Here is an 11,875-nt window from a genome sequence, read left to right on the forward strand (position 1 = left end):
ATTCCCTTTTTTGGGGGAACAAGGAAATGGACCCGACCGGAAAATCTTGACATCCTTTGTCGTGTATCTGGTGCCCTTGCCTGTCCCGAAAGGATCGTCATGACCCGCAACACCCCGCCGCCGCAACCGACGGCTTTGACCGAAGCTCTGGCCGCGCGCTATGGCGCCGGGCTCGTGCCGAACCCGCCCGAAGATCTGCCCGCCGCTGCCGCACAGATCTTGCATCAGATCCTGTCGCACCGAACCTGGCGGGCCTTTCGCCCCGATCCGCTGCCTGAAGGCGCGCTGGAACTGGCGATTGCCGCGGCACAATCGGCGGCGACTTCGTCGAACCTGCAATCCTGGAGCGTGATTGCCGTGCGCGATGCTGCCCTGAAGGCGCGGCTGAATGCGATCGCGGGGGATCAGCCGCATGTCGCGCAAGCTCCGGTGCTGCTGGTGTTTCTGGCCGATCTGAACCGCCCGCGCCGGGTGACCGAGGCGGTGGGCGGCAAGGCGGAGGCGCTCGAGTATCTCGAAAGCCTTGTGGTCGGCATCGTCGATGCGGCGTTGGCCGCACAGAACGCCGTGCTCGCCTTCGAGGCGCAGGGGATCGGATCTTCCTATATCGGTAGTCTGCGCAACGATGCCCATCAGGTCGCCGAACTGCTCGGTCTGCCCCCCGAGGTGTCCCCGGTGTTCGGCCTTGCCGTCGGGCTGCCCGATGCCACGCATCCGGCGCAGGTGAAGCCGCGGTTGCCGCAAACGGCGGTCTTCTTCTCCGAGCGGTACGATCCCGCGGCGGCACTTGCGCCGGTTGCAGAATATGACACAACGCTGCGCGCGTTTCAGGCCCGTGTCGGTCAGCTCGAACTGGGCTGGAGCCGGACGGTGGCCGAACGTCTGCGCGGCCCGGAAGCCCTGCACGGACGCGAAAACCTGCGCGATTTCCTGCGCAATCTAGGGTTTCGCCTGAAATGACCGGCGAGCCCCGCCCGATCCCGACCAAAGAAGGACTCTTCCGATGACTGCCCCCCATGTTGCGCTTCCGATCCTCGATTTTTCCCTGTTTCGCGGCACGGCCGAGGATCGCGCGGCTTTTGTGGACGATTTGCGCCGCGCTCTGCACGATGACGGCTTTTTCTACCTGTCCGGCCACGGCGTGCCGAAGGAACTGATCGCGGCGCTGGTTGCCGCCTCGAAGCGGTTTTTCGCCCTGCCCATGGCCGAGAAATTGCAGATCGAAATGGTGAAATCGCCGCATTTCCGCGGTTACAACCGCGCCGGTTTCGAACGCACCCGGGGCGAACAGGACTGGCGTGAGCAGATCGACTTCAACACCGAGGGTACGGCCCGGTCGATCAGCCCCGACAGCCCCGGCTGGGCGCGGCTTTTCGGCCCGAACCAGTGGCCCGAGGCGGTGCCGGAGCTGAAAGAGATCGTGCTTTCCTATCAGACGCAGGTGACCGCGATCGGCATCGATCTGCTGAAGGCGATCGCGCTGGCACTGGGTCAGCCCGAAGACGCTTTCGCCGCCGTGTATGAGCCGCAGCCGACGCAGCTTCTGAAGCTGATCCGCTATCCCGGCCGCGATGTGGCGCAATCCGATCAGGGGGTGGGCGCGCACAAGGATGGCGGGCTGATCACCATCTTGCTGCAACACGAGGTTCCGGGGTTGCGGGTGCAGACGGTGGATGGGCGCTGGATCGACGCGCCGCCGGTGCCCGGAACCTTCGTCATCAACACCGGCGAGTTGCTGGAGCTGGCGACGAACGGCTTCGTGCGCGCCGATGTGCATGATGTGATCGCCCCGCCGCCGGGGGTGGAGCGCTTTTCTTTCGCCTTCTTCCTCGGGGCGCGCTACGATGCGACGATCCCGGTTCTGCCGCTGCCCGAGGACCTGCGCAGCCTTGAACGCGGCCTGAGCGTCGATCCGCTCAATCCGCTGTTTCGCAACGTCGGGCAAAACCATCTGAAAAGCCGGCTGCGCTCGCATCCCGATGTGGCGCTGGCCCATCACGTTGATCTGCTTGCCGAATTGGCCGAGGCAGACCCGGCCTGAGCCGACAAACGGTCTTCGGGGGCCGGAACTGGACCGCCGAAGATCCGCCACCTGCCGTCGCTTGTATCGCGCGGCGGCGGGTGGGGCCTTTCGGTCAACGACCAAGGGCGGCGACAATATCGTCGAGAATGTCGTCGGTCGTCTCAAGCCCGATCGAGAGCCGCACAAGTCCATCGGGGATGCCATGCCGCGCCCGTTCTTCGGCGCCATAGGCGGCATGGGTCATCGAGGCGGGGTGCTGCACCAGCGTCTCGGCATCGCCAAGGCTCACCGCGCGGTGCGCGAGTTGCACCCGGTCCATGAAGCCCACCCCCGCCTCAAACCCGCCCTTCAGCTCGAAGGCGACAAGCCCGCCGCCGCCCGACATCTGCCGCGCCGCAACCGCGTGCTGCGGATGGCTGGGCAGGCCGGGGTAATAAAGCCGCGCGACGGCCGGATGATCTTGCAGAAGCTGCGCCACGGCGGTTGCGGAGCGGACATGTTGCCCAAGGCGCAATTCGAGCGTTTTCAGCCCGCGCAGGATCAGGAAGGCGGTCAATGGCGAGATCGTCGCCCCGGTCAGGAACCGCAGCCCGTGACCACGGATTTCGGCCACCAGCGCGGCCGGTCCAACCACCACACCGGCCAGCAGATCGCCATGCCCGCCCAGATATTTCGTCGCCGAATGCACGACGAGATCGGCGCCAAGGGCAATCGGCCGTTGCAGCACCGGCGTTGCGAAGGTGTTGTCGACCACTGTCAGCGCGCCCGCCGTCCGCGCGAGCGTCGAAATGCGCGCAATGTCGATCACCCGCAGGTTCGGGTTCGCCGGGGTTTCGAAATAGACCAGCTTTGCGGGCGTCGAGAGCGCCGTCTCGACCGCTGCGGCATCGGTGAAATCGACAAACTCGGTGGTGATCCCGAAGCGGCTCAGGCCTTTCGAGAGCAGGGCAAAGGTGTTGCCATAAAGGATCCGGTCGGCCACGATCCGGTCGCCCGCCTGGCACAGGGTCTGCAGCGTGGCGCTGATCGCGGCCATACCGGAGGCGAGCGCCAGCCCCGCCTCGGCGCCTTCCAGATCGGCGAGCCGGGTTTCCAGAAGCGCCTGGGTCGGGTTTTTCGTGCGCCCGTAAATGTAGCCCTCGCGCTCGCCCCGAAACAGTGCCGCGCCCTCTTCGGTCGAGCCGAAGGCATAGGTCGAGGTCATGTAGATCGGCGGGGTGAGCGCGCCTTGCGCCGTTGCCGGGTCATAGCCGTGATGGATGGCGCGGGTGGCAAAACCGGGTTGATGGTTGCGTCTGTCACTCATGGGACGGCTCCTTCGGGGGGGATCAGCGGCGCGTTGATTTGCGGGGCAGGCGGGCGGACTTGCGGGCCTTTTCCGGGCCCCAGAGCCGTGCATAATAGGTGTCGGCAAGCATCAGCGCGGCCAAGGGGTTGTGGCCCAGCACCCGGTCCTTGACCACAAACACGGTCGCGGGCGCTTTCGAGGCGCGGAAAAACAGGCTGTCATGGCCGACACAAAGGCCCAGCACGATGTTGAACTCCGATCCATGCGCGTCGAGCAATTCGGCCTGCGCGATCGGGTTGCACATCGGCTCGAAGCCGCCCGGCACCACCTTTTGCGCATCGCGCACGCCGATTTCCTCTTTCGCCACATGGCCTGCCTTGCAGGCGACCGAGGCGACCTCGAAGCCGTGACTTTCCAGAATTCCGGTCAGGGTGCGGGAAAAATCGACGAACATGATGCAATTGGCGATGCCGAGCTTGCGGTAGCCCATGCGCTTGGCAAAGGCGACGATCTCCTCGACCCGGGTCCATTTGCCATAGCCCTCGCCCTCGACGATGGCGGCGTTCTGGGCGAACTGGCGGGTTTCGGGGGCGTCGTAAAGGGGACGCGCCTCGCTCAAAGTCAGCGCATCGACCTGGGAAGGGCAGAAACCGGGGCCGCGCGTTGCGGATGTGCCCTGACGGCAGGCGCGCACCGTGGCGGGGCAATAGGCGCAGGAGGGGTCGTCGTAGCTCATCGGCGGCTCTCGGTCCCGGGGCGTGTCATCGGCGCTCATCGCGTCAGAAGCCCGGCATCGACGACGAAGGAGCTGCCCGTGACATAACGGGCCTTGTCGGAGGCCAGAAACAGCACGGCATTGGCCACATCCTCGGCCTCGATCCACGGCACCGGCAGCAGGTTGCCCGCCGAGCGCTCGGCGATTTCGGTGGCCGTCGTGCCCTCAAGAAAGGCGAGGCCGTCGTTCATCGGCGAGTTCACCCCGGTCGGGTTGACGGTCAGCACGCGGATGCCATGCGGCGCCAGTTCGATCGCCTGCGAGCGCGCAAGCCCGATCAAGGCGTGTTTCGAGGCCGCGTAATGCGAGAGCCGGTTCATGCCGCGCAGCCCCGCGACCGAGGAATTGTAGACGATCACCCCGCCGCCGCGGGCGATCAGCTGCGGGATGACCTGCCTTGCCGTCAGCCAGGCGCCGGTCAGGTTGATGCCGATCATCGCGCCCCATTCCGCTTCGGTCAGCTCGTGCGAGAGGCCATAGGCGGCGATGCCCGCATTGACGAAGAGAATGTCGATGCCGCCATGCGCGGCCACCGTCTCGGCCACGGCGCGCGACAGATCCTCGGCGCTGCGCACGTCGCCCGCATGGGTGCTGGCGCGGCCGCCAAGCGCCTCGATCTCGGATTTGAGGCTCGCAAGCGCCTCGGTGCTGGCGTCATTGTAGGCGGGATAGGCGATCGGTGCGGGCAGATCGAAGCCCGCCACGGCGGCGCCTGCACGGGCAAAGGCGAGCGCCGTGGCGCGGCCCTGTCCCTTGGCGGCGCCGGTGATGAAGACCACCTTGCCTTCGAACTCTTGGCTCATTCGCTGTCCTTTCGGGTCTGCGTCATGCGAAAAACGGGGCTTCCAGAGCGCGGATGCGGTCCAGGACATGTGTCTGACCCTCCGGGCGCGGCTGGCGCGCGGCGACGATTTCCGCCATCGGATCGGGTGCTGTGCGGGGGCTGCCGGAAAGCGCCTCCAGCACCGCATGGCCGCAAAACGGCACATAGGCCTCGGAATAGCCGCCCTCATGCGTCAGGATCAGCCGCCCGTCGCACAGCTCTTCGGCTGCGGATTTCAGCCGCGCCGTCATCTGACGAAATGTGTCGGCACTCGCCAGCATCCGCCCCAGCGGATCATAGGCCGAGGCGTCATAGCCACAGGCGACCACGATCGCCTCGGGCGCAAACCGGCGCAGCGCCGGGATCACCAGCCTTTCGATGGCGTCAAGGTAGCCCGCATGGCCGGTGCCAGCGGGCAGGGGGATATTCAGATTGAACCCCGTTCCCGGACCCTCGCCACGCGCCTCTGCTGCGCCGGTGTCATAGGGATAGTTGAATTCCTCGTGCAGCGAGATCGTCAGCACGTCGGGGTCGGTCCAGAACACCGCCTCGGTGCCGTTGCCGTGATGCACGTCCCAATCCACCACGGCGATGCGGCGGGCAAGGCCTGCCGCCTGCGCCGCACGGATCGCCACGGCGATGTTGTTCAGAAGGCAAAAGCCGTTCGGCCAGTCGGGCAGGCAGTGATGCCCCGGCGGGCGGGTCAGCGCATAGGCATTCGTCGCGCGCCCCTCGAGCACGGCGAACAGCGCCGCCTTGGCCAGACCCGCCGACAGCGCCGCAATCTCGTAGCCGCCGGGGCCGAAGGGGGTGCGCCGACCAAGCTCGCCCCCGCCCGCATCCGAGAGCGCCTTGAAGGCATCAAGATAAGCGGCAGGATGGACGCGCAAGAGATCCTCGCGCGTCGCTTCGGGGGCGGATTGCGCTGCCAGATCGTCGATCAGCCCGGTGACCCGCATCAGATTCACCAGCCGCCGCTTCGTTTCCGGGTTTTCGGGCAGGCCTGCGCCGGGCTGCACAAGACCGCCCACCGGCAGGGTGAAGGCGTAATTGCCCCCGCCATGCCAGAGGCTGCGTTCGTCATGGAAAAAGGCAGTGGTCACAAGGGGCTCCAGGCTCAGGCGGGGCGACGCTCGCCCGCGCGGATGGCGAAGGGCAGGCGGTTTTCGGGCGGCGGCAGCGGGCAGGCGGCCAGATCGGTGAAGGCGCAGGGCGGGTTGAAGGCCTTGTTGAAATCCAGCACGACCCGGCCCTCGGGCCCGCCCTGTTCCAGCTCGCCGATCAGGAACCGCCCCGCCGCATAGGTTTCGCTGGCCGCGGTGGTATCGCGGATCACGAACATCGGCTTGCCCGCTTTCCAATGCGTCGGGATCAGCGTCACCTCGCGGCCGTCATGGGTAAAGCGCGCCCGATGGGTCAGCCGCACCTCGGTGGCGATGCCCACCACGGTGTCGATGGCCCGGGCTTCCGGCGTGTCGAGCACCTCCCATTGCGCCACGATCCGCCATGCCGGATCGACAGGAAAACGTTCGATCCCGGCAAACCGCGCCGGTTCGGGCGAGGCCAGATCGCGCACGCGCAGGGCGCGGCTTCCGGCAAGCTCGGTGATTTCCAGCAGCAGATCGCCCGTGCGCAGCCGGGGCGGCGCATCGGGCACCGGCACGAAGGGCCGCGGCCCCGCGCCGGTGTCAAGCGTCGCGCTGCCGTCTTCGGCCAGCTTCAGCACGCCAAGCCGTGCCGGGCCGACGGACAGCCGCAGATCGCAGTCTTTGGCTTGTCCGACGCGGTAAAAGCCGGGGGAAAGGTCGATCCGGTCAGTCAGGTTCAGCCAGCCATCGGCGGCTTGCAGCGCCACAAGCCGCGCGGCATGCCAGCGGGCGATGTCATCGGCGTGATCGGTCATGTCTTTTTCCTGTGTGGGGGCAGGCCCTCAAAAGCCCGCGACGGCGGCATCTGCCCACGAGAAACGGCCTGCGGTGCGAAAGCAAGCCGCAAGCCAGAGACGACGAGGCCAGCCGTGACGAGAGACACGGCGCCAAGAAAGAGCTTGGGCGTGTAGACCTGAATGCCGAACGGGTGCTCGGTGCCGCAGATCGACAGCGCGAATTGGCAGGCGTAGGAGGCGGCGGCAAGGCAACGGGTCGCTGCGGCCCCCGACATCAGTCCGGTTTCGATCACCGGTCCATAGGCGAGACCCCACCAGAGGGCGGCGAGGCTGGCAAGGCCAAGGCCAAGCGCGGTCAGCCCGCGCGACAGGGCGACAAGGCTCATGCGATCATCTCCGGGATGTCTGCGCCGAGCAGCGCCAGAACCTTTGCCCGCAGCGCCACCAGTTTCGGATCGTCGCGATGGCGCGGATGCGGCAGCGCGACCGGAAGTTCCGCCACAATCTGCGCCGGGCGGTCGGAGAGCACGATCACCCGATCCGACAGAAGCAGCGCCTCCTCGACGTCATGGGTGACGAGCACGGCGCTGAAGCCCACCTTGCGCCAGAGGTGCAGCAGTTCGCTCTGCATCGAGAGCCGGGTGAGCGCATCGAGCTTGCCCAAAGGTTCGTCGAGCAGCAAAAGCGGCGGATGGTTGATCAGCGCGCGCGCCAAGGCCACCCGCTGCGCCATGCCGCCCGAAAGCTGATGCGGAAAGGCTTCGGCAAAGGCCTCAAGTTGCACGAGCCGCAGCGCCGCGTCGATCTCGTCGCCCCGCCGCGCCGCGCTGCCATCGGTTTCCAGCCCAAGCGCCACATTCCTCCGCACCGTGCGCCAGGGAAACAGCGTCGGATCCTGAAACACCAGAATGCGCGACCGGTCGGGCGCGGTGACGTCGGTTTCGCCCGCAACAATCCGGCCCTCCAGTGGCGGTTCGAGCCCCGCGATCAGCCGCAGAAGCGTCGATTTTCCGCATCCCGAGGTGCCCAGAAGCGAGACGAATTCGCCCGGCTTCAGATCGAGCGAGATGTTTTCCAGCACCGGCAGGGCGCGTCCCTCGATCCGGTAGCTGTGCGAGAGGTTTTCGATGCGCAGCGCAATGCCATGCGGTTGAAACGTGCCTCCATCGGCCATCAGAGGAATCCTTCCTGCCCGCGCAACAGGCGGTTTCGCGCGACGAAGAGCAGTTTGACCAGCCCCGCACAAAGCACCGCCATGATCAGCAACGTGGCGTAAACATTGGCATAAGCGGAATAGGCGGTCTGAAACTGGATATACCAGCCAAGCCCGTATTTCGCGCCGAGCATCTCGGCCACGACCATCACCGCGAAGGAATAGTAAAGCCCCATGAAGAGGCCGACGAAGACTTGGGGCAGGGCGGCAGGCACCGCGACGCGCGAGATCAGGAACAGCGTCGAGGCACCCAGATTGCGCGCGACGTCGAAATAGGCGCGGTTGACCGAGGCGACGCCCGCCGAGGTCAGGATCGCCACCGGAATGCCCGAGGCCAGCGCCACGATGAAGATCGAGGCGTCGAAGGTGCTGGGGAAGAAGTAGAAGGTGACGGGGATCCAGGCCGTGGCAGGCACCGGTCCGATCAGCTTCAGAAGCGGCATCCCCCAATAGGAAAAGCGCGGCGCCCAGCCAAGGCCGACCCCGGTCAGGAAGCCGACGATCACCCCGCTGAAATAGCCGAGCGCCCAAAGCCGCAACGTGTAAACGATGCACAGCCCAAGGCGCGCGCCATCCGAGACATAGACCTGCAACAGCCCCTGCGGCGGCGAAAAGAAGGGTTTCGGCAGCCAGCCGGTTTTCGCGGTGCTCAGTTCCCAAAGCGCGAACCAGATCCCGAGCGCGATCAGCCACGGGCCAGCGGCTTTCACCGCCCGGCCAAACCGGCCAAAAATCTCGGCGGTGAAGGCGAGCGTGACAAGCGTCAGCGCCCCCGCCGCCATCAGCGCGGCGAAAAGATCGGTGCTGCCCCACGGAATGACATCGGGCAGGGCCAGCGTGATGCCCGCGGCAGCTGCCCAGACGAGGCTTGCCAGAAGTCCCGCGGGCCAGATCTTGGCCAGCCCTGCGGGAGCCTCCAGCCCGCGCCGGGCCGGAGAGGTGAGTGCATCTGTCATCGGTCCGTCACCCCAGCAGGTTCACGGTGATGCGGCGGGCGAAGTCCTCCGGGTCGGTGCCTTCGTCGATCACCTTGATCAGCTTGAGATCCGAGGAGGCGCGGGCGATCTCGCGCACGAGCGGCGCGCCGACGGGGTGGTTGTGCAAAACGAAGCCCGCCAGAATTTCGGCCAGATCCTCGGTCGAGAGCCCGGCGGGGTTGAGCGCCTGCTTGTACCAGGCGGCGACCTCTTCGGGGTGGGCGGCGGCATATTCGTGGATCTCGATATTGGCCGCGGCCACCCGTTGCAGGGCATCGCGGTTTTGCTCGAGGAACGGGCCGTTTGCGCCCAGCACGCAGCAGACCGCATCTTGGAACACCCCGGTCTGGGTGTCGGCGATCAGCTTGAACTTGTGCTGTTTCTGGAGGCTCCAGGCCCAGGGGTCGAGCTGCGCCACCGCATCGGCGCCGCCGCGCGCCGCCACCTCGCCCAGAAGGTCGAAAGGCGCCACGGTCCAATTCACATCGCGTTCGGGGTCCAGCCCGGCCTTGGCCAGCGCCACCTGGAACGATTGCTTGGGCGGCGAGGCGACATCATAGCTGACGATGGTCTTGCCGCGCAGGCTTTGCAGATCGCTCACGCCCGAGGCTTCGGTGGCCAGAAGCCGGGTGCAACCGCCATGCGTGCCCGCGAACAGCTTGACGTCAAAGCCCTGTTCGAGCGGCTTGAGCCATTCGAAGGTCAGCCCCGAGCCGATATCGGCCTTGCCGGTGGCCAGCGCCTGAATGAGCGTCTGGCCCGAGGCGCCCTGATTGAACAGCTCGACATCGACGCCCTGCTTGGCAAAGAGGCCCTTCGCCACGCCAAAGCCGAGCGGCGAATGGCAGGCCGCGACCTCGGTCCAGGCCAGGCGCACCTTCGGCGCGGGACCGGCGATGGCCGGGGTGAAAAGCCGTGCGCCGCCAGCGGCAAGCGCGCCGGTGGTAACGACAGCGGCGGCTGCGCCCTTGATCAGGCTGCGACGGCTGAGGCGGGAAGGGGAAGGCGTCTGGGGCATCGGAAGTCCTTGCAGCACCATGGGGAGGCGGGCCGGGGTGTCCCGGCCCGTCGAGGCTCAGGCCGAGAAGGTTCAGGCGGAGCGGGCCAGCGGCAGCCTTGCGACGTGCGACAGCGCCTGATCGAGATCGGCGAGGATGTCCTCGGGATGCTCAAGCCCGATCGAGAGCCGCACATAGCCCGGTGTGACGCCTGCCGCGCGTTGCTCGGCCTCCGAAAGTTGCTGATGCGTCGTCGAGGCCGGGTGGATGGCCAGACTGCGCGCATCGCCGATATTGGCGACGTGGTGGAACAGCTTCAGCGCATCGATGAAATCGCGCCCCGCGCCCAGACCGCCCTTGAGCTCAAACCCCACAAGCGCGCCATAGCCGCCCGTCAGATAGGCCTCGGCGCGGCGGCGATGTTCGCCGGTTTGCAGGCCGGGAAAGATCACCCGCGCAACCTCGGGGCGGGTTTGCAACCACTCGGCCACCCGGATGGCATTCGCATTGTGCTGGCGGATCCGCAGCGGCAGGGTCTCAAGCCCCTGAATGAACAGGAACACGTTTTGCGGTGCCGCCGCCGCGCCGATGTCGCGCAGAAGCTTGACCCGGGCGCGCAGGATATAGGCGATCGGGCCCAGGGGCTTGGCCGCCTCGGTCCAGATCGCGCCGTGATAGGCCGGGTCGGGCTGGGTGAGCAGCGGGAAGCGCTCGGCATGGGCTTCCCAGTCGAAATTGCCGCCGTCAACAATGGCGCCGCCGATCGCCGTACCATGCCCGCCGATGTATTTCGTCGTCGAATAGACCACCACCGCCGCGCCATGCGCCAAGGGCCGCGCCGTCAGCGGCGCCGCGGTGTTGTCAAGGATCAGCGGAATGCCAAGCTTGCGGCCCCGCTCGGCCACTTCGGCGATCGGGAACACCTCCAGCTTCGGATTGGGCAGCGTTTCGCCGAACCAGGCCCGGGTGCGGGCGTCGCTGGCGCGGACGAAGTTTTCCGGGTCGTCATGGCTGACGAAGCGCACCTCGATGCCGAACTGCGCCAGCGTCTGCGACAGAAGCGTGACGGTGCCGCCGTAAAGATCGGTCGAGGCGACGATATTGTCGCCCGCCTGCGCGATGTTGGTCAGCGCAAAGAACGTGGCCGTCTGACCCGAGGCCAGCGCCAGCGCCGCCACCCCGCCTTCAAGCGCCGCGAGCCGTTCCTCGAAGGCGTCCTGCGTCGGGTTCTTCATCCGGGTGTAGACTTGCCCCACCTCTTCGAGCGCAAAGAGCCGCGCGGCATGGGCGGTGTCCTGAAACTGGAACGAGGTGTTTTGGTAGATCGGCACCGCGACCGCGCCGGTGGCCGGATCGGCACGCCAGCTGCCGCCATGGAGCGCCAGAGTTTCGGGGTGAAGGCTGTCGGTGGTCATGTCGGTATGGTCCTGTTCTTAAGCCCTGTTCGGGCGGTTCTTGGGGGGCGCCGTTCGAGGCGTGCCGCGTAAGGGGGGATGACGGGGAGGGGGATGGTGCACTTTCGGGCGTGCAAGGCTTTGGCAGGAAGTCGTTTTTTGCTTCTCTTGGGGCGCGGACCTTTGGCTTGGAATCCTTTAAAATCTCGATGGACTTGATTGATTATTAATAGCCGAGATCGCGAAGCGCGTTGTTTCAAACTTGCGCCGCATGGCGCCGGATTTGTTTTCTCGCCGGGCGCGCAAAGGGAAGGAATGTTCCGCGCGTTGCCCATGGCCGGCGTCTCATTCAGACAGGGTGCGCCCAAGGGAATCGTCCCGCGCCGCACCCGCGACACCGCTTGCCCGAGATGCTTGCGGGCGCCCGGCTCGACCCGCTCGGCCGTCCGCAAGGCCGCGAGAGAAGGAAACTCTTCCCGCGGCTTGTGCCGTGGAAGGT

12 protein-coding genes are annotated in these 11,875 nt (G+C 66.5%); 2 read left to right on the forward strand and 10 right to left on the reverse strand.

The features are described 5' to 3' along the window. The first annotated feature begins 99 nt into the window (after window positions 1-99). Together FBT96_RS17855 and FBT96_RS17860 are read left to right on the forward strand one after the other, a co-directional pair. Entirely contained in the window at window positions 100-960 is an 861-nt protein-coding gene (locus tag FBT96_RS17855; protein WP_136909060.1) for a nitroreductase family protein, read from the forward strand. A gap of 43 nt (window positions 961-1,003) precedes the next feature. After that, on the forward strand, window positions 1,004-2,041 hold the full coding sequence (locus FBT96_RS17860; RefSeq protein WP_136909062.1) for an isopenicillin N synthase family dioxygenase: 1,038 nt from the start codon (window positions 1,004-1,006) through the stop codon (window positions 2,039-2,041). A 94-nt stretch (window positions 2,042-2,135) separates the two neighbouring features. Here the strand turns inward: FBT96_RS17860 and FBT96_RS17865 are convergent, their stop codons facing one another. From FBT96_RS17865 to FBT96_RS17910, 10 genes are all read right to left on the reverse strand, one after another. Continuing rightward, on the reverse strand, window positions 2,136-3,329 hold the full coding sequence (locus FBT96_RS17865; protein WP_136909064.1) for a trans-sulfuration enzyme family protein: 1,194 nt from the start codon (window positions 3,327-3,329) through the stop codon (window positions 2,136-2,138). Between the two features lie 22 nt (window positions 3,330-3,351). Next, complete coding sequence (locus tag FBT96_RS17870) at window positions 3,352-4,047, reverse strand: DUF1847 domain-containing protein (protein WP_136909066.1); 696 nt, start codon at window positions 4,045-4,047, stop codon at window positions 3,352-3,354. Between the two features lie 35 nt (window positions 4,048-4,082). Continuing rightward, window positions 4,083-4,889 carry an SDR family oxidoreductase gene (locus FBT96_RS17875; RefSeq protein WP_136909068.1) on the reverse strand — a complete coding sequence of 269 codons (807 nt, stop codon included), beginning with the start codon at window positions 4,887-4,889 and terminating at the stop codon, window positions 4,083-4,085. 22 nt (window positions 4,890-4,911) lie between these two features. Then, window positions 4,912-6,012: a class II histone deacetylase gene (locus FBT96_RS17880; protein ID WP_136909070.1), complete on the reverse strand. Its 1,101-nt coding sequence runs from the start codon at window positions 6,010-6,012 to the stop codon at window positions 4,912-4,914. Between the two features lie 14 nt (window positions 6,013-6,026). Further along, window positions 6,027-6,812 carry a DUF1684 domain-containing protein gene (locus FBT96_RS17885; protein ID WP_136909072.1) on the reverse strand — a complete coding sequence of 262 codons (786 nt, stop codon included), beginning with the start codon at window positions 6,810-6,812 and terminating at the stop codon, window positions 6,027-6,029. Beyond that, entirely contained in the window at window positions 6,809-7,180 is a 372-nt protein-coding gene (locus FBT96_RS17890; protein ID WP_136909074.1) for a hypothetical protein, read from the reverse strand. Before FBT96_RS17890 ends, FBT96_RS17885 begins: the two co-directional genes overlap by 4 nt. After that, the gene (locus FBT96_RS17895) at window positions 7,177-7,968 is read right to left on the reverse strand and encodes an ABC transporter ATP-binding protein (protein ID WP_136909076.1); all 792 of its coding nucleotides are present in this window, start codon (window positions 7,966-7,968) and stop codon (window positions 7,177-7,179) included. The genes FBT96_RS17890 and FBT96_RS17895 overlap by 4 nt, the downstream gene beginning before the upstream one ends. After that, on the reverse strand, window positions 7,968-8,963 hold the full coding sequence (locus FBT96_RS17900) for an ABC transporter permease (RefSeq protein WP_136909077.1): 996 nt from the start codon (window positions 8,961-8,963) through the stop codon (window positions 7,968-7,970). The genes FBT96_RS17895 and FBT96_RS17900 overlap by 1 nt, the downstream gene beginning before the upstream one ends. A gap of 7 nt (window positions 8,964-8,970) precedes the next feature. Continuing rightward, on the reverse strand, window positions 8,971-10,002 hold the full coding sequence (locus FBT96_RS17905) for an ABC transporter substrate-binding protein (RefSeq protein ID WP_136909079.1): 1,032 nt from the start codon (window positions 10,000-10,002) through the stop codon (window positions 8,971-8,973). A gap of 72 nt (window positions 10,003-10,074) precedes the next feature. Beyond that, on the reverse strand, window positions 10,075-11,397 hold the full coding sequence (locus FBT96_RS17910; RefSeq protein WP_136909081.1) for an O-acetylhomoserine aminocarboxypropyltransferase/cysteine synthase family protein: 1,323 nt from the start codon (window positions 11,395-11,397) through the stop codon (window positions 10,075-10,077). Window positions 11,398-11,875: the final 478 nt, after the last annotated feature.

The organism is Rhodobacter capsulatus (assembly GCF_005144475.1).
Taxonomy (GTDB): domain Bacteria; phylum Pseudomonadota; class Alphaproteobacteria; order Rhodobacterales; family Rhodobacteraceae; genus Rhodobacter; species Rhodobacter capsulatus_C.

Excerpts from the sequence above, each read along its gene's own strand:
- FBT96_RS17855 (WP_136909060.1), top strand. The coding sequence starts at position 100 with ATGACCCGCAACACCCCGCCGCCGCAACCGACGGCTTTGACCGAAGCT.
- FBT96_RS17860 (WP_136909062.1), top strand. The coding sequence starts at position 1,004 with ATGACTGCCCCCCATGTTGCGCTTCCGATCCTCGATTTTTCCCTGTTT.
- FBT96_RS17865 (WP_136909064.1), bottom strand. The coding sequence starts at position 3,329 with ATGAGTGACAGACGCAACCATCAACCCGGTTTTGCCACCCGCGCCATC.
- FBT96_RS17870 (WP_136909066.1), bottom strand. The coding sequence starts at position 4,047 with ATGAGCTACGACGACCCCTCCTGCGCCTATTGCCCCGCCACGGTGCGC.
- FBT96_RS17875 (WP_136909068.1), bottom strand. The coding sequence starts at position 4,889 with ATGAGCCAAGAGTTCGAAGGCAAGGTGGTCTTCATCACCGGCGCCGCC.
- FBT96_RS17885 (WP_136909072.1), bottom strand. The coding sequence starts at position 6,812 with ATGACCGATCACGCCGATGACATCGCCCGCTGGCATGCCGCGCGGCTT.
- FBT96_RS17890 (WP_136909074.1), bottom strand. The coding sequence starts at position 7,180 with ATGAGCCTTGTCGCCCTGTCGCGCGGGCTGACCGCGCTTGGCCTTGGC.
- FBT96_RS17895 (WP_136909076.1), bottom strand. The coding sequence starts at position 7,968 with ATGGCCGATGGAGGCACGTTTCAACCGCATGGCATTGCGCTGCGCATC.
- FBT96_RS17900 (WP_136909077.1), bottom strand. The coding sequence starts at position 8,963 with ATGACAGATGCACTCACCTCTCCGGCCCGGCGCGGGCTGGAGGCTCCC.
- FBT96_RS17905 (WP_136909079.1), bottom strand. The coding sequence starts at position 10,002 with ATGCCCCAGACGCCTTCCCCTTCCCGCCTCAGCCGTCGCAGCCTGATC.
- FBT96_RS17910 (WP_136909081.1), bottom strand. The coding sequence starts at position 11,397 with ATGACCACCGACAGCCTTCACCCCGAAACTCTGGCGCTCCATGGCGGC.